Genomic DNA, 20610 nt, shown 5'->3' with positions numbered 1-20610 from the left:
TACTTGGGCCTCTACCAGAAGTGATTCGGGAGCTTGACGATGTTCGCTCTCATGCACAGCACCCGCCTTGAATCGCTGCACTTGAGCATCGACCCGGTAACCGGGCTGAAGGCGGTCATAGCCATCCACAACAGCCGCCTGGGCCCCGCGCTGGGCGGTTGTCGCTACCTTTCCTACCCCGACGACGAAAGTGCCGTGGCCGATGCCGCGCGCCTGGCCCGGGGCATGAGCTACAAAGCGGCCCTGGCGGGTCTGCCGGTGGGCGGCGGAACGGCGGTGATCCTGCGACCGGCCCATGTGGAAAGCCGCGCGGCCTTGTTCGAGGCGTTTGGTCGTTGCATCGAACAGCTCGATGGCCGCTTCATTACCGCGATCGACAGTGGCACTTCAGTTGCCGACATGGACTGCATCGCCCAACAAACCCGTTTCGTCACCAGCACCACCGCCGCCGGCGACCCCTCGCCCCATGCGGCGATGGGGGTGTTCACCGGCATTCGCACCACGGCCATGGCGCGTTTGGGCAGCGATAACCTTGAAGGGTTGCGTGTGGCAGTCCAGGGGCTGGGCAATGTCGGTTACGCCCTTGCCGAACAATTGCATGCGGCGGGTGCCGAGCTGCTGGTCAGCGACATCGACCATGGCAAGGTTCAACTGGCCATGGAGCAACTGGGCGCACACCCTATCGCCAACGACGCCCTGCTCAGCACACCTTGCGATATCCTTGCGCCCTGCGGGCTCGGCGCCGTGTTCAATCGCCACAGCGTCGGTCAACTGCGTTGTGCCGCCGTGGCTGGCTCTGCCAGTGCGCAATTGACCAACCTGCAAGTCGCCGATCAGTTGGAGGGCCGGGGCATCCTCTATGCGCCTGACTACGTGATCAATTCCGGTGGTTTGATCTACGTGGCGCTCAAGCATGGCGGCGCTGAGCTGGCGACCATCACCGCCCACCTGTCGAATATCGGTTCACGCCTGACGGAAATCTTTGCCCACGCCCAGGCGGAAAAACGCTCGCCCGCACGGGTGGCGGACGAGCTGGCCGAGCGCTTGCTGTACCGCTGAAGTGTCAGAGCTGGTACTTCTCGCGTACCAGTGAGCCCAGCCCGATGCGGTCAAGGATATGCATAGGGCACAGGATCGTGACGCGGACCGTCCCCGGCAATCGGCTGATTTCAATCGAGCCGTTGAGCGTGGCGCGGTTGCGCACTTCATCCAGGGACAACCCGGTTACCGCAGCGGCGCGTTCCAGGCCGTTGTCCGTGGCAAGGTTGAGGTTGGCGCCGCTGCCGATAAAGGTAATGGGCCCATTCTCTTCGATTTCGACCTGCCCCCAGCGCTCGCCCAATGCCTTGACGTGTTGCCGTTGCTCGGCGGTCATCGGGCGTGCCATGGGCGGCAGGTCATCGAGATTTTGCAGCAGGATCGGGCCTTCGAGGCTCAGGCCCTTGATCACGTGGGCGGTGAGTTCGGTTTCCCCGGAGACATCGGTGGCGTGCCCGGCAATCTCGCCATTGCCTTGCTGGGCGTGCATATCGCCCATGTAAACGCCGGCGCCCGGCACTTTCACCGGGCAGATCAGCACGCAACCCTCACGTACCGAATTGGTGTCCATATGCCCATCGGTCTTTGCCGCATGCAATTGCTCATGCGTCATGCCGTAGCGGTGGGGGGCGCCGACCAGGTACTGGCCAAAGTCGGCGCAGTTGTGGGAGTCCGGCAGGTCGCGCGAAGGCGTGGTGCCAATATTGCCGAGGAAGGGCCGCATATGGGCGGCCAGCCCAGGGATATCGGCGCGGGCCAGGGACAGAATGGAGTGCTGTGCGGACAGTTCCGGCAGCGCCGCGATTTCGGGCGCCCGACCGGCCAGGCGATCGGCCACGGCCTGGTTCACGGTCAGGCTCACCTGGTGCTCGTCGTCGAGCACGATGACGTAGCCATGGCTGAAACGAAACGCGCTGACTTCCGCACCGCAGGCATTGCAGCGAATGGCGTCGGCGCCGATGCCTTCGACATGACTGGCGGGGTGTTCCTGCCCACAGTTGGAGCAGAACTTGGCGACAAAGGGATCGCCGTGATAACGCCCTTCGACAAAGCTCATCACGCCGGAGGATGTGGCCTGGGACGTCACGCGCATGCGCTTGATTTTCAGGGCGACGGAATCACCGACTTCGGCACCGTCGATGAAGACGGGTTGTGTCACTTCATGGCCGCCTTCGAACGCCGGCGTGATCATCGGGCCCCAGCAGCCAGGCGGTGTCCCGGTAACCAGCGTGCCGCCGTCGGCGAGCGGGCCGAGCATCTTCTGGCTTGGGCCGATGAGGCCATTGGTATAGGTGTTGACGTGCAGGCGATCAACCGGTGCTGAGGTATGCATTCTTGTTCTCCGGGTCCGAGGTGTTTGCGCATTTGCCTTTCGCAATGAAAGGTGGATGCCGACCCAGTAGACAGGTGATTTGTATCCTCAATATGTCGCGCCGGTGCGCCTATACACAGTGGTACATAAAGGGGGAAAACAAGGGGGCATGGCCCCCTTACTCGGCTTCGGGCTGACCGATTTCCGCCAGTGCGGCGGCGTTGTTCTTGAACGCCGCCGCGAACGCTGCGCGGTTCTTGGCCATGAAAATACCGGCATCTTCTGCCTGTTTTTCAGTCAAGCCTTCGACGTTTTTCAACAGGACGTCCATCAGAGACTCTGCCAGTTCAAGCATCTGGTCGTGTGCGTCGGCAAGTTTGCGATCCACGAATGTAGTCTCCAAGTCGCGGGTACTGCGATACAGGGTTTCAACAGCCATTTTTTGGCCTCGTCATCAGGGTGCAGTAGTGAAGGGGAGTTGCCCTTGTGTTCGGGTGTTGCCAATACTGTATTTATATACAGCTAAAAGGTTAAGCCAAACCACCGGGGTTTGGGTAGCAGTTTTTTAATGTAGCCGCTAAATGGCGGTTCGGCGTGCCTCATGTCACGCCGCCATCATCCTATATCGGCCTCTGGCCTTTTTTCTGCATGCAGAACAACCGTCACGTCCAACCCGCATTATCCGGTCGAGTCGACCTAAGGAAGCATCATCGTGAAAATCAACTGGGCCGAAAGGCTGCGCCAGAACGTGCATGAACTGGCCGAGTCCCTGGGTAACCTGTTCGTCGAGTCGTTCCACTACCTGGCGCTGTTCGCCATTGGTGCGGTGACCGCCTGGGCGGCCGTGATGGAATTCCTGGGGATGCTGGAGAATGGGCACATCAAGATCGATGACATCCTGCTGCTGTTCATCTACCTGGAACTGGGGGCGATGGTCGGGATTTACTTCAAGACCAACCACATGCCGGTGCGCTTCCTGATCTACGTGGCGATCACCGCACTCACACGTCTGCTGATCTCCAACGTGTCCCACCACAACCCGCCGGACCTGGGCATCATCTACCTGTGCGGCGGGATTCTGCTGTTGGCGTTCTCGATTCTGGTGGTGCGCTATGCGTCGTCGGCGTTTCCGTCGGTGAAGGTCGAAGGCCCGCGTCGCAAGGGCGAGGCGAGCCTGGAAACCGAGAAGGGCGAGCTTTAAAGCCCGACGCTGAAGGGCAAGGTGCGGGAGGCTGGCGGCTGCAAGAGTTTGTGGCTGTCGCCCTCCGTCATCACGGCCAGAATGTCCAGGGCACTGTGGCCCTGCTCGATGGCAATGCCGAATTGGATGCTTTGTACCAGGCGCTTGAGCCGCTGCGGGTCGTTGCGCTGCTCGGCGCTGATCATGCGTTTGGCCACCACGCCGTCCTCATTGGAGAGGGTGAGCATGATGCTGCCGTCGAGCCGTTGGATGCTCAGGTTGACGCGGTAGTCGGGGGTAAAGGTGTCGGTGATGATCTGAAAAGGATTGTCCATGGTGCGTACCGCCTGATAAGAACCTGCAGTCATTGACGACCGATGTCGGGATTAGTTCGCGTTGCCTGACCACCGGCCAAAGTCCGTTTCCCTCCCAAGCGCTACAGCAAGGGCCGTGCCGTCTAGAGCGCTCCCTGGCGGTGAGGTGCCAATGTGGGAGCGGGCTTGCCCGCGAATGCGGTCCTTCAGCCAAGTATTTATTAGCTGAAACACCGCTTTCGCGAGCAAGCCCGCTCCCACATCGATTCAGTGCTGTTCTTGCGGCTTGTGCGTTGTTTCAGGGCAACACGGAAAAAACGATCGCAGACAGCGCAATCAACCCGATCACCACCACAAACACATTCGACACCTGGCCCGAATACTGGCGCAGGGATGGCACGCGGCGGATCGCGTACATCGGCATCAGGAACAGCAGGCAGGCGATGACCGGTCCGCCCAGGGTTTCGATCATGCCCAGGATGCTCGGGTTGAACGTGGCCACGGCCCAGCAGGTGAGCACCATGAACAGTGCGGTGCAGCGTTCCAGCCATTTCGACGACAGCGTGCGCTGGCGGCTGCGCAGGGATTTGACGATCAGACCCTGGAAGCCTTCGCTGGCTCCGATGTAGTGGCCGAGGAAGGATTTGGTAATGGCCACCAGCGCGATCAAGGGCGCGGCGTAGGCGATGACCGGCGTCTGGAAGTGGTTGGCCAGGTACGACAGGATCGAAATGTTCTGCGCCTTGGCGGCGGCCAGGTCAGCCGGCGATAGCGCCAGTACACAGCTGAAGCAGAAGAACATCACGGTCAGCACCATCATGCCGTGTGCGGTGGCGAGAATGCCGCTGCTTTTGCGTTCGGCCTGGGGGCCGTATACGCGTTTCTGATCGACCGCGAACGCGGAGATGATCGGCGAATGGTTGAACGAGAACACCATCACCGGGATCGCCAGCCACAAGGTCTTGAAGAACACCGGCAGCGGCATGCCCTCAGCGGCAGAGGCGAAGAACGCGCCGTTCCAGTTGGGGATCAGGCTGAATGCCAGCAACAGCAGGGCGGCGACGAACGGGTATACCAGCACGCTCATGGCTTTGACGATCACCCCCTGGCCGCAGCGTACGATGGCCATCAGGCCGAGGATCAGCACCAGTGACAATACGGCGCGGGGCGGCGGTGTCATGTGCAGTTGGTGTTGCATGAAACTGCCCAGGGTGTTGGTCAAGGCCACGCTGTACACCAGCAGGATCGGGAAGATCGCAAAGAAGTAGAGCAGGGTGATCAGCTTGCCCGCGCCCACGCCGAAGTGTTCTTCGACCACTTCGGTGATATCGCCGGATTTGCCCGACAACACAAAGCGCGTCAGCCCACGTTGGGCGAAGAAGGTCATCGGAAAGGCCAGCAGCGCCAGGATGATCAGCGGCCAGAAGCCACCGACGCCGGCGTTGATCGGCAGGAACAGGGTGCCGGCGCCAATGGCCGTGCCGTAGAGGCCGAGCATCCAGGTGGTGTCGTGTCGGGTCCAGCCGGACGTCACGGTGGTGGCGGTGGCAGCCGGATTTTCAGCTGCCGGTGTACGTACATCGGTCATCGTTATTGCCTCGTTATTATTTTTGCGCGGGCTCACGTTGGGGCGGTCAGGAAATGCTCCTCAGCATTCCACCCAGCTCACGGCCAGGCCGCCCCGTGAAGTTTCTTTGTATTTGTCATGCATGTCGGCGCCGGTATCGCGCATGGTGCGGATCACCCGGTCGAGGGAGATGAAGTGTTTGCCATCACCGCGCAGGGCCATCTGCGTGGCGTTGATTGCCTTGACGGCAGCGATGGCGTTGCGCTCGATGCACGGCACTTGCACCAGGCCGCCCACCGGGTCGCAGGTCAGGCCGAGGTTGTGTTCCAGGCCGATTTCGGCGGCGTTTTCCAGTTGCTCTGGGGTGGCCCCCAGCACGTCCGCCAGGCCGGCGGCGGCCATGGCGCAGGCCGAACCGACTTCGCCTTGGCAGCCGACTTCGGCGCCGGAGATCGAAGCGTTTTTCTTGCAGAGAATGCCGACTGCGGCAGCGGCCAGAAAAAAATTGACCACGTCGTCGTCAGACGCATCGCTGTTGAACTTCATGTAGTAGTGCAGCACCGCCGGAATGATTCCTGCCGCGCCATTGGTCGGCGCGGTGACCATGCGCCCGCCGGCCGCATTTTCTTCGTTGACGGCGAGGGCGAACAGGTTGACCCATTCCATGGCCGACAGGGTCGAGGTGATGACATTCGGCTTGCCGATTTCCAGCAGGCTGCGGTGCAGTTTCGCCGCGCGCCGTGGCACATCCAGGCCACCTGGCAAGATGCCTTCATCGCGCAGGCCTTGTTCCACGCAGGCGCGCATTACTGACCAAATATGCAACAGGCCGCTGCGGATCTGTTCGTCGCTGCGCCACGCGCGCTCGTTGGCCATCATCAGCTCTGAAACCCGCAGGCCGTGCTTGTTGCAGAGGGTCAGCAGCTCGGCGGCGCTGGAAAAGTCATAAGGCAACTGCACGGTGCCGGACGGTGCAGCCCCAGACTCAGCCTCGGCGGCATCGATGATGAAACCGCCGCCCACCGAGTAATAGGTCTGTTCGCTCAACAGGCCGTTGTCGCCGTAGGCGTGCAGGGACATGGCGTTGGGATGGTAGGGCAGGCTCTCGTCCAGCAGCAGGAGGTCGCGCTGCCAGTTGAAGGCAATGTCCTGCCGGCCGGCGAGCAATAGCCGACCGGATTCACGCAGTTGCTGAATGCGCGGATTGATCGAGGTGGGGTCGACCTGATCCGGCCATTCGCCCATCAGGCCCATGACACAGGCGCGATCGGTAGCGTGACCGACACCGGTGGCAGACAGTGAACCGTACAAACGCACTTCGACGCGGCGGGTTTCGCTGAGCAATTGTTGGTCGGTCAGGGCCTGGGCGAAGGTCGCCGCCGCCCGCATGGGGCCGACGGTATGGGAACTGGATGGACCAATGCCCACTTTGAATAGATCGAAAACACTGATAGCCATGCTAAAGCCTTACAAGCAATGGAGTAAAAATCGCTGCCATGTTTTGTAGGACGAGCGGAATTGGCGCGATACTGAGCCTCTGGAACGGCACTGACCAACGAATTATCCTAAGACACCCTTTAGCAGGACTAAACCCTATGACGCGGCCTCTCCATGGCCAGACGTATGTCTGGCTGCATGTTTTTTCCTGTGCGGCGCGGCATTTGTCGTTCACCCGCTGTGCCGAAGAACTGCACATCACCCCGGGGGCGGTGAGCCAGCAGATTCGTCAATTGGAGGAGCGTCTGGGGTTTCGTTTGTTTCATCGACGGGCCCGGGGCGTGGAGCTCAGCGCCGAAGGCCAGCGGCTGGCAAAAACAGTGGGGGAGGCCTATGGCAGTATCGACGCTGAATTGCAGCGCCTGGATGCGGGGATGATCAGCGGAACCTTGCGCTTGCGTTCGATCCCGTCGTTTCTCGGCAAGTGGCTGACCCCGCGCCTGCCGCGGTTGCAGCAACGTTTTCCGGACATTCAGTTGCGCATGGTGGCCGAAGACAGCAGCATCGCCCTGCATGAAGGCGACTTCGACCTGGCCATCGACCTCAACGACGGCAGCTACCCGGGCTTGTTATCCACAGCGCTGCTGGACGAGCAGATCTTTCCGGTGTGCGCGCCAAGCCTGCTGCGCGGGCGCCCACCGTTGCACGGGCCGGCCGACCTGGTGCACTTTCCGCTGCTGCACGACATCACCGCCTGGCGTGGGAGTTATGAGTACGCCGAGTGGGAGTTCTACCTGAATGCCATCGGCTGCCACGACGCCGATGTGCGGCGCGGGCACACCTTCAACCGCAACCACCTGACCATCGAGGCGGCCATCGCCGGCATGGGCGTGGCCATCGCTCGACGCACCCTGCTCAACGATGAGCTGGAGCGCGGCACCTTGATCGTCCCCTTTGGCCTTGCCGTGCCCAATTACAAGCGCTATGTGCTGCTCTACGCACCGGGCGCGCTGAGCCATCCGGGTGTGCGGGCGGTGCATGATTGGCTGGTGGAAGAAGCCGGGATTTTTCGCGAATTGCACCCCTTGGGAGAGGGGCAATGATGAGAAAGGCTGGCGTAAGAAGATGTAACTAACTCCCCACCCTACCAGCGTTTTTGCTTGTAGTCAGACTTAATTTGTAATGTGCGATTTATCTTTGCTAAGGGGTTGAATTGTTCTTCTGACTGCTCAATCTTGTAATCAAGAGGTCATGGTTTCACCACACCGGTGTTGCAGTTGTGACCTCCCGCGAGCTAGCTGAAATAAGGGAAGAACTATGCAAATCCAAGTCAATAGCGATAACCATATTGAAAGCAGCATCCGACTGGAGGAGTGGGTACGTACGACCATTGAGAGCACGCTCGAACGCTACGAAGAAGATCTGACCCGAGTGGAGGTCTACCTGCGGGATGAGAACGGTGACAAGCCGGGCCCCCATGATTTGAGTTGCCGCCTGGAAGCGCGGCCAAAAGGCCATCAACCGCTGTCGGTATTGCACAAGGCCGATACCCTGGAACAGGCGATCGACGGTGCGGCCACCAAGCTGGAACATGCGCTGGAGCATCTGTTCGGCAAACTGCAAGGCAAGCCCCGCGCTGCCGCGAAAAATCGCTCGGCCAACACCGTGAACGATGATGCGCTTGAAGAGGAATTTCTGGAAAACGAGAACGCGGCGCTGAATAGCTGACTGTTCTTTCTCTCCCCACGACGGGCCTGCGGATGCAGGCCCGTTTTCGTTTATCGGATAGGTCGGAAAAAATACCGGCTCAACAGCGCCAGCCCACATGCGCCCAGGCCAGCGAACAACATGGCCCAGCCGACGCCGTGACGCAGGGCGGACCGGGCTGCCGAGTCGGCCAGGCCCAGCGCGCTCAGGGCGTCCACCTTGCCCGCTGCAATAGTCTGGCTGATGCTCGACCAGTCTGCGGCGATGTCGAGGGGCGGTAGTTCGGCGAGTCGATGACCAATGCCCAGCAACAACACCAGCCCCATCAACGCAATGTTCAATGCCAGGGTAATCAACCGTGCGCTGAGGTCGATGCCCGAGGCCATGCCTGCGCGATCAGCCGACACCGAACCCGTGGTGGTATTGGTGGTGGGCGAGTTGGTCAGGGCCAGGCCAATACCGGCGATCGCGCAACCGAGCAGCACCAGCCCGATATTCGGATGCTCGACGCTGTTGGCCGCAGCCATGGCGATAAAACCTGAGCCCATCAGGCCGAGGCCCATTGGGATGATGCGTTCGGCGCCGTAGTGCAAGGCGAGGCGTTCGGCCAGTGGAGGTACCAGCAACGTGGGCACTGTGTAGGCGAGCAGCGCGCCACCGGTGGTCAGGGTGTCGTAGCCCAGGCCCGCCTGGAAATAGAGCGGCAGGTAGATCATGAACGGCCAGAAACTGAAGTTCATCCCAATCGATCCCATCAACGCACCGTTGAAACGCGGCAGGCGGAACACCGAGAAATCGAACATCGGGTGCGCGCTGCGCTTTTCGATCACCAGGAAAAGCACCAGCGTGACCAGCGAAAACCCGGCCCAGCCCAACATGGCTGGCGTGCCGAAGCCGCTTTCGGTGCCTTGGGTGATGAAGTAAACCAGGGCAAACACCGAGAGGGTCAGGGTGAGCATGCCGGCGATGTCCAGGCGTTTGTTTGCCGGGTCGCGGGACTCTTGCACGCTGATGCACAGCAATCCCAGTGTGACCAGGGTGAGCGGCACGTGCACGAGAAACACCCAGCGCCAATCCGCTACGGCGAGGATCGACGCGCCCACGATGGAACCGAAGCCCAGGCCCACGCCGGCGATCACGCCCCAGATCGCAAAGGCTCGCGCACGTGCCGCCGGTTCGCGGAACAGGTGCGACAGAATGGCGAACTGGCAGATCATCATGGCTCCGCCACCCACGCCCTGAGCGAAACGCGCGGCGATCAAGGTGGCGGCATCCTCCGCCAGTCCGCAAGCCAGAGAAGCCAAGCCAAACAACCACAGGCACAGCACCAGGATGCGCCGACGTCCGAAGCGGTCGGCCAGCGTGCCTGCCGCCATCAGCACGCTGGTGCAGGCCAGGGTGTAGGCGTTCATGATCCATTGAGCGTCCTGGAAGCCCGTGCCCAGTTGCTGTTCAAGGGTGGGCAGGATGACCGGCACGCTGGAGATTTCCAGGCCGAACATCAGGGGCACCAGGCACACGGCGGTGAGGGCGAGGCCATTTCGTTGGGTATGTGGAGGGCTGAGGGCCGACGCAGTGGCGGTGGATGGCATGACATTCTCCTGAAGGTGGGGATCGGATTATTTTCAGGGGAATCCAGTTCTTTATTCGTGATAAGTTTTCCGTTGATAAGGGAATAAAGAGCGACAATTGACACATGGCCATTCCACGTTTCGACGGCATTGAACTGTTCCTCCAGGTGGTCGAAAGCGGCAACCTGACGCAAGCTGCCGAACGCCTGAACCTCACACGCTCAGCTGTGGGCAAAGGCCTGGCGCGACTGGAAGCGCGCCTGGGCACACGTCTGCTGCAACGCTCCACGCGGCGTCAGCGTCTGACCGAAGATGGGCAGGCGTACTACGAGCACTGTCTGCGGGCGCTGGCTGAGTTGGAGGCCGCCGAGTCAGTGCTGGACAGTGGCCGACAACAGCCACGCGGACGCCTGCGCGCCAGCGTGCCGCTGATTTTCGGGCATCACTATGCGGCGCCTGCATTGTGGGGGTTGATGGAGCGTTATCCGGCGCTGGAAATCGAGATTTGCTTCTCGGACCGCATGACAGACCTGGCACAGGAAGGCTTCGATATTGCCGTGCGCATTGGCACTTTGCCTGACACGGACCGCTTGAGCGCCCGCCGCCTGGGCGAGCAGTCGGTGGGACTGGCCGCGTCACCGGCGTACCTGCAACGAGTGGGGCGTATCGAATCTCTCGCGGACCTCGCCGGGCATCGTGGGATTGCCTACCGCACCGTTGCGCAGCGTTCGCGGCTGAGCTCTCCGCTGATTCTGGACGACCTCCAGGCCGTGGCCGACGCCGCCATCGCGGGGGTGGGCCTGGCCTGGTTGCCAAGCTGGCTGATTGCTCACTACGTATTGCGCGGGCAACTGGAAGCTGTGTTGCCGAACCATCGCAACCAGCCTTCGCCGATCCATGTGGTCTGGCCCACAGCACCGCACATGCCTGCCAAGGTTCGCTGCGCAATCGATGCATTGGTTGCGGGCACCCCCAGTTGCCTGGCGGGTAGTTAAACCCGCTCCTCGGCAAGGCCGGCTTCTCACATTGGATCTCTATTGTTGGCGAGAAAGCGCCCGGCCCTGCTGACAGAATTTTTTCAGCCACTGCCAATCCCCTGTGGGAGTTGTCGAGCCCCGGCGAGTCTACGAAAGCGGTGGGTCAGTCGGCATCTGTGTCGGCAGTGCCGCCGTCTTCGCAGCGATGCGGCGACCCGACAAGCCTGCTCCCACAGGGGATCGCCATTGCTGGTAAATCAAGGTTTCAGGTGATCAAAACGCGATGGATGTCTGCACGTACACCGTGCGTGGTTCACCGACGTATTTGCCCTTGTTGTTATCGTCGAACGAGCGCGTGTAGTACTGCTTGTTGAAGATGTTTTTCACTCCGACCGCCACATTCAAATCCGACAGCTGCGGGCCGAAGTCATACGCCGCGCGGCTGCTGAACAGCATGTAGCCGGGGATGCGTCCGGTACTGCCGTCGGCGCTTTCCATCCGGGTGTTGGCGTTGTCGGCGAATTGGCTGCTCTGGTAGCTGCTGTCCAGGTTGAGTTTCCAGCGCCCCTCGGTGTAGCCCACGCCCAGGGTGCCTTTGTGCTTGGACGAGAAGGGCACGCGGTTGCCTTTGTTCGGGCCGTCTTCGCGGATGGTGGCGTCGACGTAGGCGTAAGTGGCGTACACATCGAAACCGGCCAGTGCAGGGCTCAAACCGTCCAGGGCATAGTTGATGCTCGATTCGATGCCTTGATGGCGCGTTTCACCGCGGGCAATCACCGAGTCGTTGGTCTGGTTGCTGTCGTACTGGTTGTCAAAGTTGATCAGGAACGCGCCGATTTCCCCACGCAGGGTGCCATTGTCGTAGCGGGTGCCGAGTTCCCAAGTGCGGGCCTTTTCCGGTTTCACTTCGCCACTGGTCACGCGGTTGGGCATCTGGCTGTACTGTACGCTGCCGAAGGAGCCTTCGGTGTTGGCGTAGAGGTTCCAGTCGTCGGTCAGATGGTAGAGCACGTTCAACGCCGGCAACGCGGTGTTGTAGTCGCCCTTGTATTTGACGTTGCTCAGGTTGTTGGTCTGCTGGGACTCGATCATCTCGTAGCGAATACCCGGGGTGATCGTCCATTTGCCGATATCGATGCGGTCGTCGACGAAGAATGCATTCGCTTCGGTGCCGCCCCGCGTGTCACGGTCGTTGCGGCTGCTGGTGTTGGGGATCTGCTGGTTGGCGCTGATGGGCGTGCGATAGCGCAGCTCGTGGCCCGCTTCGTTGATGTAACGGTAACCCACGCCCACTTCGTGGCTGGTGGGGCCGAGGTCGAAGCCTTGGGCAAAACGGGTTTCGAGGCCGCGCACCCAGTACTCACGCGGAGACAGCGAGAGGAACGTGCCCTGGTCCAGGTAGCCGCTGCGCAGGGTTTTGGTGAAGAAGCTGTTGACGGTGAATTCGCGACGGTCCTGCTCGTAGCGATAGCCGACGTTGAACATCGTACGGCGGCCCCAGAATTTGTCGTAGGGGCGGGTGGACTGATACGGATCGGCCTTGTAGTCCTTGACGTTCAAGCCGCCGGGCATATCGGCTTGGCCTTCGTAGTACTGCGCCATGGCGTTGAAACTGTTGGCGTCGTCGAACTGGTATTTGCCCTTGAGAATCAGGTCGTCGATGCGGGTATTACTGTTTTCGCGCCAGTCGCCACCACGGGTGCCGGAATACAGCAGCGCGCCGCCCAGACCGTTGTCGGCGGTGCCGCCGGCCAGCAGGTTGCCGGTGGTCTTGAAACCATCGTGGCTGGAAGACGGGCTGGTTTCGGTCTGCAGGCCGCCTTTGACCGTCGGCGCATCGGGAATGGCGCGGGTCACGAAGTTGACGATGCCGCCGACGTTCTGCGGGCCGTAGCGCACCGCACCGCCGCCGCGCACCACGTCCACGGCGTCCATGTTGCCCATGCTGATAGGCGCGAATGACAGCTGCGGCTGGCCGTAAGGCGCGAACGGTACCGGGATGCCGTCCATCAATACGGTGGAGCGCGACGCGAGCCGCGGGTTGAGGCCGCGTATGCCGAAGTTCAGTGCCATGTCGTGGCTGCCGGTGCCGTTGTTGTCCGGCGCGTTGACGCCGGGGATGCGGTTGAGCACGTCGCGGGCCTGGGTAGCGCCCTGGCGTTCGAATTCCTCGCGACGGATCACGTCACGGGCGCCGGGGTGTTCGAACACATGGGTTTGCGCGGCATCGCCCAGCCAGTCACCGACCACACTGGACGTACTCAGCTCCAGGGTCGCCGGCGCGTTCGCAGGTTGCAGGCTGTAAGCGTTATCGCCTTCGGCGCGCGCTTGCAGGCCGGTACCTTCCAACAGTTTTTGCAGGCCATCGGCGGCGCTGTAATTGCCGTTCAGACCGGGGCTGTGCAAGCCGGCGGTGACCTCGGAACCAAAGGAAATCAGCACGCCCGCTTCGCGCCCGAATTGATTCAACGCGGCCTCCAGTGACGCTGGAGCGATGTGATAAGGCTTGGCCTCGGCCGCCATCAGCGGGGGCAATACCGTAAAGCCGAGGCTGGCGCCCAGCAGCAGATGACGCAGGGTGCGGGCGAGAGGGGTGGGGTGCTGGAGCATAAAGAGCGGTCCTGAGAAGGAAGGATCAAGGGGGCTTTCCTTCTCTGTCACGCGAGGGCTGGAAAACGGCTCATCGTGGTTGAAAATAGTTTCAGGCGCGCGCCTGCACCGTCACCCAGTAGCGGGTAAATCGTCGCACCTTGACCGGCAGGCTGACTTCCAGCAGGTCCAGGATGCGCTCGCTGTCGTCCAGCGGGTAGCTGCCGGACAGCAGCAGATTGGCCACCTGCGGATCGCAATTGAGCTGGCCACGGCGGTAGCGGCCGAGTTCGGCGAGGAAGTCTTCCAGGCGCATATGGGCGGCCACCAGCATGCCGTCGGCCCAGGCGCCGCTGTTGGCGTCGGTGGGGCGTGGGGTGTCCCAGCCTTTGCGGGTGAAATTGACCTGGCGCGCAGCGTCGACCGTCAACGGCAAGCCGCTGTAGTGGTTAGGCATGGCACTGACGTGGCCATTGAATACCGCTACCTGGGTGTGGTCGTTGAACTGGCGCACATTCAGGCGTGCGGCCTGGCTGGTGAGCAAGCCCTGGCCGGTCAGCACCTGCAAGGGCGCATTGCCGGCCAGGCCGGTGAGCATGATCTCGCCTTCGAGCAGGCGAATCAGCCGTTGCTGGCCGTCGAAATGCACATCCACTGCACTGCCGGTGTTGAGCTGCAACTGGCTTCCGTCAGCCAGTTGCACCTTGCGGCGCTGGCCGATGGGGCTGCGATAGTCGGCGGTCAAGGGCGGCAGAATATGTTGCTGGCGCAGGCTCCAGGCCGCGGCGGAACCGGCGCCGAGGATCAACAGCAACTTGAGCGCCTGACGACGACTGCCGGATTGCGGTGCGTTCAGCGCGGCATGGACCAAAGGCGCAGGCATGCCGCGCAGGCGCTGATTGACGCGCTGGATGTGGTCCCACGCGCGCTGATGCTCGCTGTGGGCATTGAGCCACTGTTGCCAGGCGGCCTGCTGACGCGGGTTGAGCGCGCCCTGCTGCATTTCCATCAGCCAGTGCACGGCTTGTTCGGCGACCTGGGTAGAAACGTTCATAGGGCGAAATAGCAGCGCATCGCCGCTTTGTTCAGGTGGCGCTTGACCGTGGCAATCGAGATGCCCAGTTCGGCGCCGATCTGGGCGTAGGTCAGGCCGTCGAGTTGCGCCAGCAGGAATGCGCGCTTGACCTGGGTGGGCAGGCCGTCGAGCAGTTGGTCCAGCTCCAGCAGCGTTTGCAGGATGATCGCGCGCTCTTCTTCCGACGGCGCCACCTGTTCGGGCATTTGGGCCAGTGCGTCGAGGTAGGCGCGTTCCAGGTCCTGGCGTCGATAGAAGTTGAATAACACCCGCTTGGCGATAGTGGTGAGGAAGGCGCGGGGTTCGATCAATGTCGGCGTTTCGCGCGCGGTGAGCACGCGGATGAAGGTGTCCTGCGCCAGATCGGCGGCACTTTCCGGGCAGCCGAGCTTGCGTCGCAACCAGCCGGTGAGCCAGTGGTGATGGTCGTGATACAGGACTTCGACAGGGTTGGACGGTTGCAACGCGAACACTCCGCAAGCATGAACATGCTCTAGAGAACAAGAATTGTTCGCATTGTAGGGCGCAAGGTTTGCTTCGGCAATCCGTCAGGTGCGGTGATTCATCTGTTCTGTTTTGCTTATGAGAATATTTATCATTAATATCGCGCTCTGATGAACAGGGCGTCTCCCCATGAAAAGCAAAACCTCACTGCCCGTCTCCTATCGCCTCGCCGTGACCTCGCGCGTGCTGGCCGCGGTGGTGGGCGGTTATCTCATGGCCTCGCTGGCCAGTATCTGCCTGGCGTTATGGATGCCGACTTCCCGCGCCGATGCGGTGATTACCGGGATGATGAGTTCATTCGTGTTCTATCTGCTGGCGGTGCTCTGGTGTTTCGCCTGCCGTAGCGCCGCACGCGCCTGGTTTGGGGTGATGTTGCCCAGTGCGTTGTTTGCCACGTTGGCGGGTGTCGGCTTTTGGGTGGCGCGTTCATGAAAGAGGGATTTCGCCAGGCCATGGCCTGGTTGCACACCTGGGCCGGGTTGGTATTTGGCTGGCTGCTTTTTGCGATTTTTCTGACTGGGACCCTGGCGTATTTCAAGGATGAGATCAGCCATTGGATGCAGCCCGAGGTGCAGGCTCACGCGCTTGACGACGCGCGCAGCCTGAGCGCGGCCCAAACCTATCTGCAACAGCAGGCGCCCAATGCCGCACGCTGGTTCATCACCTTGCCCAACAGCCGCGACCCTGGTCTGTCGGTGATGTGGCAAGACAAGGTTGACCCCGGCAAACGCGGAGACTTCATTCAGAAAGTCCTCGACCCCGTCACCGGCCAGCCGGTCCAGGCCCGTGAAAGCATGGGCGGCGAGTTCTTCTACCGGTTCCATTTCCAGTTGCAAATGCCCCATCCGTGGGGCCGCTGGCTGTCGACCATCGCGGCGATGGTGATGTTCGTCGCGCTGATCACCGGCATCATCACCCACAAGAAAATCTTCAAGGACTTCTTCACCTTCCGTCCCCGCAAGGGGCAGCGCTCCTGGCTTGACGGGCACAACGCAGTGGGCGTGCTGGTGCTGCCGTTCCATTTGATGATCACCTACAGCAGCCTGGTGATCTTCATGAGCCTGGTCATGCCGGCGCCGATTCTCGCCTCTTATGGCAATGACACCCGCGCTTTCTTCAGCGAAGTGTTTCCCGCCACCAACAACGCCCAGGCGTCGGGCCAGTCCGCCAAGCTGTTGCCGCTGGTGCCTCTGTACGAACAGGCACGCGCACAGTGGGCAGGCGGCCATGTCGGCAGGCTGGCGGTGAACAATCCGGGGGATGTGAACGCGTCGGTCAATGTGTTCCGCGCCGGCTCCGACCGTGTGGTGCATGATTTTGGCAGTACCGTCTCGTTCAACGGCGCCACTGGCGAGCTGTTGCGGGTCAGTGGCGAACAGTCGTTGCCAGCGGTGATCGGCGGCAGTTTCTATGGCCTGCACATGGGGCATTTCGCCGGCCCGCTGCTGCGCTGGCTGTACTTTATCTGCGGTTTGGCGGGAACGGCGATGATCGGCACCGGCCTGGTGATCTGGCTGGGCAAGCGCCAACTCAAGCATGCGAAAACCGGCGTGATGCCGTTTGAATTGCGTTTGGTCGACGTGCTGAACATGACCAGCATGTCGGGGCTGCTCATCGCGATTGCGGCGTTTTTCTGGGCCAACCGTGTACTGCCGATCGGTCTTGCCGAGCGTTCTGACTGGGAGGTGCAAACCTTTTTCATCGCCTGGGGCCTGAGCCTGCTGCACGCCGCGCTGCGCCGGGGGCGCCAGGGATGGGTCGAGCAACTGAGCCTGGCCGCACTCATGTTTGTCGCGATCCCATTGTTGAACGCGCTGACCACATCGCATCACCTGGGCGTTTCACTCGCCTCCGGCGACTGGGCCATGGCCGGCTTTGACCTCACGTGCCTGGGCAGCGGCGTATTCCTCACCTGGGCCGCCTGGAAGATGCAGCAGCGCGCGGCGCCCCTACCCAAGGCCGAGCGCGCACGTCCGTTGACCCTCAAGCGCGAGGCCCACTGAATGCTCGTCGCCTTGTTGATGTGCTACGCCGGGTTCACCGCTTTGTGCCTGGCCACCGATCGCCATCACGGTGAGCTGTTGCGCCGCAAATTGTCGGCGCGCCGGCGTCTGGTGTTGCGCATTGTCGGTGCGGGCCTGTTGAGTGTTTCGATCTGGCCGGCAGTGGATGCTGCCGGTTGGGCCCAGGGCCTGGTGGAGTGGTGTGCGGTGTTAATGCTCAGCGCCTTGTTGCTGGTGCTGTTGTTGCCCTATCGGCCAAGGCTGGCCTTGATCCTGGCGGGCTTCGGTCTGCTGGCCAGCCCCGTTGCGGCATTCGCCATCCTCTGAGCTCTGCATGATGATCAGCACTCCACCCGAGTCCCAGGACAGCCAGCACGCCGATGCGGCAGGTGGGCGTGCGCATTTTCTGCAGGTGTTTTTGTCCCAGCGTTCGCAGATGGAAGCCCTGGTCAGCCGCCGCGTCGGCTGCCGTGCGACCGCGGCCGACCTGGTGCAGGACCTGTTCCTGCGCTTCTGGCGCCGGCCGTTGGTGCAGGTCGAGGAACTCAGCACGTACCTGCTGCGGTGTGCCGGCAATATCGCCATCGACCATCTGCGCAGCGAAGGCGCCCGCGTGCGCAGCAGTGAAGGCTGGCTGCCGGAACAGCATGACCACCAGGGTTGCGAGCCTCAGGCTGCCCTCGAAGCCGGTAATGATCTGCGTCACGTGGAAGCCGCCCTTCGTAGCCTGCCGGAGCGCACCCGGCATATCTTTCTGCTTAACCGCATTCACGGCCGCACTTACACGCAAATCGCCAAGGCCATGGGCCTGTCCCAAAGTGCCGTGGAAAAACATATGATGCGTGCCCTCGAAGCCTGCAAAGCCAGCCTTCGTGAACCATCGCCTCCACGCACGCCAGGGAAAGCACCGTGACCACCACGCCCACGCCCGCTCAGGAACAAGCCGCACTGGCCTGGTTGAGCCTGCTGCACGATCAACCCAGCAGCGGTGATCAGGCCACGTTCAGCCAGTGGCTGCGCGCCGACCCCGCGCATGTCGAGGCGTACTCCCAGGCGCAGGTGGTATGGGAACTGAGTGAAGAGCCGGCGCGCAAGCTGGCAGGCGAGGAGGCCTTGGCGTTGCAGGGCTACCTCAATGCGATGAACACCTCAAAGCGCTCGCGGGCGATACGTTGGTCCGGCGCTTTGGCGATGGCGGCCTGCCTGCTGTTGATGGTGTCCATGGGCGCCGGCTGGCAGCCGTCGCGCTGGGTCGATCACATCGGCGCGGACTACGTGACGGCGCCGGGCGAAATCAAAACCGTCACGCTGGCCGACCAATCCCAAGTGACCCTCGACGCCGACAGTGCCATTGCCGTGGACTTCAGCCATGGCGAACGGCATATCCAATTGCGGCGCGGCGCCGGCTTTTTCAGCGTGACCCACACCGGCCAATCCTTTGTGGTGGAAGCGGACAGCGGCGAAACGCGGGTGTTGGGCACGCAATTCGAAGTGCGCCTGCAGCCGGCCGGCGCTCAGGTGACCGTGTTGTCCGGCCGGGTCGGCGTAACACCGTCCCGGCAGGGCACACAGCAAATTCTGACCGCTGGACAGCAAGTGGCCTATGCCGAGGGCGTTGCCGACGCTGTGCAGGCCGTGGACAGCGAATCGCGCCTGGCCTGGCGTGATGGCTGGCTCAATTATTACAAGGCGCCGCTGGCCGATGTGGTCAAGGACCTGGGGCGCTACTACCCGGGGCGCATCCTGTTGCTCAACGACGAGATGGGCGCCCGGCGCGTCAGTGGCAGCTTTCCGAGCAAAGACCCGCAGGCGGTGTTGAATGCATTGCAGGCGGTGCTGGGGTTTGAACAGCACCATGTGCTGGGGCGGATGATTGTGCTGCGTTGAAGCGTCCTTTGCCTGAAATCACCCTGTTTTGATACTGTTAATGTTGGCAGTCCGACGATAGTTTGAATAATTTTGGAATAACAGTTAGTTGTTAATTGCTAATGAGTATTCGGTCCTGTCAGACTTCACAGTAGATCATTTTAAGCGAGTGCGTTTCCATTAAGTCGAAGATTTAAACGACGTGTGGAGGCGCATGCTATGAAACGTGTATGTATATATTTTATATTTCTGTTTCATGTTTTTTTGACGAACCTGGCAGCGGCTCAGTATCTCAATCATGATCAAGTGGGCGCGCAGACAGTATTTGACATGTACGCCGCCTACAAGAAGACCGTGGCTGATTGCGGGTCGGCAAAGCGGCCTGCGTTTCTCTGCTCTGGCATATTCATACGAGGGACCGTTTACTCCGCCGAATACAGGTTTTGGAACTTTGGTCCCGCTTCAAAGGAGGCGACAGCGTTTTCCTATATTCGTAAAGATGCAAAATTTCGCCAATTGGCGTCTGATCATCGACATGGCTATATCATTCGTTCAATGTTTTATTCGCCGGATGATTATATTCAGTTGCAAGTGTTATGTGCCGCAGTGAATGACGCCGGCTCTCACGGTAGAGTGACAGAAAAGGGCTGCGGGGATGCTGTCAATACCGAGCAGGTGGAACGCAGTTGTCAGGCTCAAGGTATTACTACTGCCGATGCATGGCTTGCTTACTATTTGGTAAACGGAAAGTCCCACTATCGCCAGTGCCTGTTTGATTTAAAACCCGCGACTGAGCCGGCGAGTGCGAATATTTTTATGCAATTTATTAAAGCTCATTCCTTTGCTGAAGTTCAGAGTGAGCACTTCGCTGCGGATCTATTGAGCAACAATGAAATTCGCATAGCGTCATGGCCGCAAAGTGATGGGAGTCGAGTACCCATTTGGGCCATTTTTTGGATTAGTAAAGACACTGTGACGGGGGCTGCAACTGAAGCGGGAAAAAGTGAGGCTCAAAAAGATCAGATGGCTATATATGAAGACTCTGGCCACTTCCTTCCGATTGTCCGAATAACCCTTCCTATGACCCCGGCTGAGGATGCCACGTTTTTCTACGCGCCAGCGGACCAGGCACCGTTGAACACAGTGATGTGCCGCCGCTTTGTAGATAAAACCGAGTGGGTGAATCGCTATGATCCCGGTGCCAAGGCCAACAAATGGACCTTGTCAGTGACACCTACCGATTGCGGCCGACTGAGTCAGGCCAATCAACTGGATAATTTCTACAAGGAGATAGTTGATAAACATGGGAAGGACCCTCAATGGGTTGCTGAGTATAACGGAGGTGTGCGCCGTCAATTAGCCTGTCTCCTTGCAACATACCGTGATAATACAAATTACAATTTAGAGCCTTTCAGGTCAGATACCACCCAAGCAGTAGCTGTGGCTGCCGGGTGCAACCCCTCCTAAATT

20 protein-coding genes are annotated in these 20610 nt (G+C 60.8%); 11 read left to right on the top strand and 9 right to left on the bottom strand.

Translation table 11 applies throughout. The features are described 5' to 3' along the window. Positions 1-39 precede the first annotated feature (39 nt). Complete coding sequence (locus ACW9IB_RS06895) at positions 40-1059, top strand: Leu/Phe/Val dehydrogenase (RefSeq protein WP_457367112.1); 1020 nt, start codon at positions 40-42, stop codon at positions 1057-1059. 4 nt (positions 1060-1063) lie between these two features. Here ACW9IB_RS06895 and ACW9IB_RS06890 read toward each other — a convergent pair whose 3' ends face one another. Beyond that, on the bottom strand, positions 1064-2371 hold the full coding sequence (locus ACW9IB_RS06890; RefSeq protein WP_457412905.1) for an acetamidase/formamidase family protein: 1308 nt from the start codon (positions 2369-2371) through the stop codon (positions 1064-1066). Between the two features lie 157 nt (positions 2372-2528). Next, positions 2529-2789: a YebG family protein gene (locus ACW9IB_RS06885; RefSeq protein ID WP_457367114.1), complete on the bottom strand. Its 261-nt coding sequence runs from the start codon at positions 2787-2789 to the stop codon at positions 2529-2531. Positions 2790-3062: 273 nt separating this feature from the next. On the opposite strand from ACW9IB_RS06885, the gene ACW9IB_RS06880 reads away from it, so the two are divergent. Continuing rightward, the gene (locus ACW9IB_RS06880) at positions 3063-3551 is read left to right on the top strand and encodes a phosphate-starvation-inducible protein PsiE (RefSeq protein ID WP_457367115.1); all 489 of its coding nucleotides are present in this window, start codon (positions 3063-3065) and stop codon (positions 3549-3551) included. Here the strand turns inward: ACW9IB_RS06880 and ACW9IB_RS06875 are convergent. The 3 genes from ACW9IB_RS06875 to ACW9IB_RS06865 all read right to left on the bottom strand — a co-directional run bounded on the left by ACW9IB_RS06875 (position 3548) and on the right by ACW9IB_RS06865 (position 6869). After that, positions 3548-3865 carry a DUF3509 domain-containing protein gene (locus ACW9IB_RS06875; RefSeq protein ID WP_457367116.1) on the bottom strand — a complete coding sequence of 106 codons (318 nt, stop codon included), beginning with the start codon at positions 3863-3865 and terminating at the stop codon, positions 3548-3550. The two genes, ACW9IB_RS06880 and ACW9IB_RS06875, sit on opposite strands and share 4 nt — an antisense overlap. A 277-nt stretch (positions 3866-4142) precedes the next feature. After that, positions 4143-5432 (bottom strand): serine/threonine transporter, encoded by a 1290-nt coding sequence (locus ACW9IB_RS06870; protein ID WP_457412904.1) that lies wholly within the window; start codon positions 5430-5432, stop codon positions 4143-4145. A gap of 60 nt (positions 5433-5492) precedes the next feature. Continuing rightward, entirely contained in the window at positions 5493-6869 is a 1377-nt protein-coding gene (locus tag ACW9IB_RS06865) for an L-serine ammonia-lyase (protein ID WP_457367118.1), read from the bottom strand. A gap of 137 nt (positions 6870-7006) precedes the next feature. Between ACW9IB_RS06865 and ACW9IB_RS06860 the strand changes: the two genes are divergently transcribed. Both ACW9IB_RS06860 and ACW9IB_RS06855 read left to right on the top strand, forming a co-directional pair. Beyond that, complete coding sequence (locus ACW9IB_RS06860) at positions 7007-7951, top strand: LysR substrate-binding domain-containing protein (RefSeq protein ID WP_457412903.1); 945 nt, start codon at positions 7007-7009, stop codon at positions 7949-7951. A 214-nt stretch (positions 7952-8165) separates the two neighbouring features. Beyond that, on the top strand, positions 8166-8576 hold the full coding sequence (locus ACW9IB_RS06855) for an HPF/RaiA family ribosome-associated protein (protein WP_457367120.1): 411 nt from the start codon (positions 8166-8168) through the stop codon (positions 8574-8576). A 50-nt stretch (positions 8577-8626) separates the two neighbouring features. Here ACW9IB_RS06855 and ACW9IB_RS06850 read toward each other — a convergent pair whose 3' ends face one another. Next, the gene (locus ACW9IB_RS06850; RefSeq protein WP_457412902.1) at positions 8627-10147 is read right to left on the bottom strand and encodes an MFS transporter; all 1521 of its coding nucleotides are present in this window, start codon (positions 10145-10147) and stop codon (positions 8627-8629) included. A 104-nt stretch (positions 10148-10251) separates the two neighbouring features. Here ACW9IB_RS06850 and ACW9IB_RS06845 point away from each other — a divergent pair, with 104 nt between their 5' ends. Beyond that, positions 10252-11121: a LysR family transcriptional regulator gene (locus tag ACW9IB_RS06845; protein ID WP_457412901.1), complete on the top strand. Its 870-nt coding sequence runs from the start codon at positions 10252-10254 to the stop codon at positions 11119-11121. A 255-nt stretch (positions 11122-11376) separates the two neighbouring features. Here ACW9IB_RS06845 and fecA read toward each other — a convergent pair whose 3' ends face one another. The 3 genes from fecA to ACW9IB_RS06830 form a co-directional block, all read right to left on the bottom strand. After that, a complete protein-coding gene (gene fecA, locus ACW9IB_RS06840; protein ID WP_457412899.1) occupies positions 11377-13713 on the bottom strand; it encodes a TonB-dependent Fe(3+) dicitrate receptor FecA in 2337 nt (778 codons plus the stop codon). 91 nt (positions 13714-13804) lie between these two features. Beyond that, positions 13805-14746: a FecR domain-containing protein gene (locus ACW9IB_RS06835; protein ID WP_457412898.1), complete on the bottom strand. Its 942-nt coding sequence runs from the start codon at positions 14744-14746 to the stop codon at positions 13805-13807. Further along, positions 14743-15231 carry a sigma-70 family RNA polymerase sigma factor gene (locus ACW9IB_RS06830; protein WP_457369191.1) on the bottom strand — a complete coding sequence of 163 codons (489 nt, stop codon included), beginning with the start codon at positions 15229-15231 and terminating at the stop codon, positions 14743-14745. The genes ACW9IB_RS06835 and ACW9IB_RS06830 overlap by 4 nt, the downstream gene beginning before the upstream one ends. Before the next feature lie 169 nt (positions 15232-15400). Here ACW9IB_RS06830 and ACW9IB_RS06825 point away from each other — a divergent pair, with 169 nt between their 5' ends. The 6 genes from ACW9IB_RS06825 to ACW9IB_RS06800 all read left to right on the top strand — a co-directional run bounded on the left by ACW9IB_RS06825 (position 15401) and on the right by ACW9IB_RS06800 (position 20607). After that, positions 15401-15703 carry a DUF3649 domain-containing protein gene (locus ACW9IB_RS06825; RefSeq protein WP_457369192.1) on the top strand — a complete coding sequence of 101 codons (303 nt, stop codon included), beginning with the start codon at positions 15401-15403 and terminating at the stop codon, positions 15701-15703. Then, positions 15700-17274, top strand: coding sequence for a PepSY-associated TM helix domain-containing protein (locus ACW9IB_RS06820; protein ID WP_457412897.1), 1575 nt, complete (start codon positions 15700-15702; stop codon positions 17272-17274). Before ACW9IB_RS06825 ends, ACW9IB_RS06820 begins: the two co-directional genes overlap by 4 nt. Next, entirely contained in the window at positions 17275-17601 is a 327-nt protein-coding gene (locus ACW9IB_RS06815; RefSeq protein ID WP_457412896.1) for a DUF3325 domain-containing protein, read from the top strand. 7 nt (positions 17602-17608) lie between these two features. Beyond that, complete coding sequence (locus ACW9IB_RS06810) at positions 17609-18187, top strand: RNA polymerase sigma factor (RefSeq protein ID WP_457369195.1); 579 nt, start codon at positions 17609-17611, stop codon at positions 18185-18187. Continuing rightward, positions 18184-19161, top strand: coding sequence for a FecR family protein (locus ACW9IB_RS06805; RefSeq protein ID WP_457412894.1), 978 nt, complete (start codon positions 18184-18186; stop codon positions 19159-19161). The genes ACW9IB_RS06810 and ACW9IB_RS06805 overlap by 4 nt, the downstream gene beginning before the upstream one ends. A gap of 198 nt (positions 19162-19359) precedes the next feature. After that, entirely contained in the window at positions 19360-20607 is a 1248-nt protein-coding gene (locus ACW9IB_RS06800; RefSeq protein WP_457412893.1) for a DUF2599 domain-containing protein, read from the top strand. The last annotated feature ends 3 nt before the right edge of the window (positions 20608-20610 follow it).

Source organism: Pseudomonas sp. SDO524_S393, from assembly GCF_054071875.1.
This window is presented reverse-complemented; position numbering and strand designations above follow the sequence as displayed.

Bases quoted from the DNA above. Each gene is read 5' to 3' on its own strand.
- ACW9IB_RS06895 (WP_457367112.1), top strand. From the start codon at position 40: ATGTTCGCTCTCATGCACAGCACCCGCCTTGAATCGCTGCACTTGAGC.
- ACW9IB_RS06890 (WP_457412905.1), bottom strand. From the start codon at position 2,371: ATGCATACCTCAGCACCGGTTGATCGCCTGCACGTCAACACCTATACC.
- ACW9IB_RS06885 (WP_457367114.1), bottom strand. From the start codon at position 2,789: ATGGCTGTTGAAACCCTGTATCGCAGTACCCGCGACTTGGAGACTACA.
- ACW9IB_RS06875 (WP_457367116.1), bottom strand. From the start codon at position 3,865: ATGGACAATCCTTTTCAGATCATCACCGACACCTTTACCCCCGACTAC.
- ACW9IB_RS06870 (WP_457412904.1), bottom strand. From the start codon at position 5,432: ATGACCGATGTACGTACACCGGCAGCTGAAAATCCGGCTGCCACCGCC.
- ACW9IB_RS06865 (WP_457367118.1), bottom strand. From the start codon at position 6,869: ATGGCTATCAGTGTTTTCGATCTATTCAAAGTGGGCATTGGTCCATCC.
- ACW9IB_RS06860 (WP_457412903.1), top strand. From the start codon at position 7,007: ATGACGCGGCCTCTCCATGGCCAGACGTATGTCTGGCTGCATGTTTTT.
- ACW9IB_RS06855 (WP_457367120.1), top strand. From the start codon at position 8,166: ATGCAAATCCAAGTCAATAGCGATAACCATATTGAAAGCAGCATCCGA.
- ACW9IB_RS06850 (WP_457412902.1), bottom strand. From the start codon at position 10,147: ATGCCATCCACCGCCACTGCGTCGGCCCTCAGCCCTCCACATACCCAA.
- ACW9IB_RS06845 (WP_457412901.1), top strand. From the start codon at position 10,252: ATGGCCATTCCACGTTTCGACGGCATTGAACTGTTCCTCCAGGTGGTC.
- fecA (WP_457412899.1), bottom strand. From the start codon at position 13,713: ATGCTCCAGCACCCCACCCCTCTCGCCCGCACCCTGCGTCATCTGCTG.
- ACW9IB_RS06835 (WP_457412898.1), bottom strand. From the start codon at position 14,746: ATGAACGTTTCTACCCAGGTCGCCGAACAAGCCGTGCACTGGCTGATG.
- ACW9IB_RS06825 (WP_457369192.1), top strand. From the start codon at position 15,401: ATGAAAAGCAAAACCTCACTGCCCGTCTCCTATCGCCTCGCCGTGACC.
- ACW9IB_RS06820 (WP_457412897.1), top strand. From the start codon at position 15,700: ATGAAAGAGGGATTTCGCCAGGCCATGGCCTGGTTGCACACCTGGGCC.
- ACW9IB_RS06815 (WP_457412896.1), top strand. From the start codon at position 17,275: ATGCTCGTCGCCTTGTTGATGTGCTACGCCGGGTTCACCGCTTTGTGC.
- ACW9IB_RS06810 (WP_457369195.1), top strand. From the start codon at position 17,609: ATGATGATCAGCACTCCACCCGAGTCCCAGGACAGCCAGCACGCCGAT.
- ACW9IB_RS06800 (WP_457412893.1), top strand. From the start codon at position 19,360: ATGAAACGTGTATGTATATATTTTATATTTCTGTTTCATGTTTTTTTG.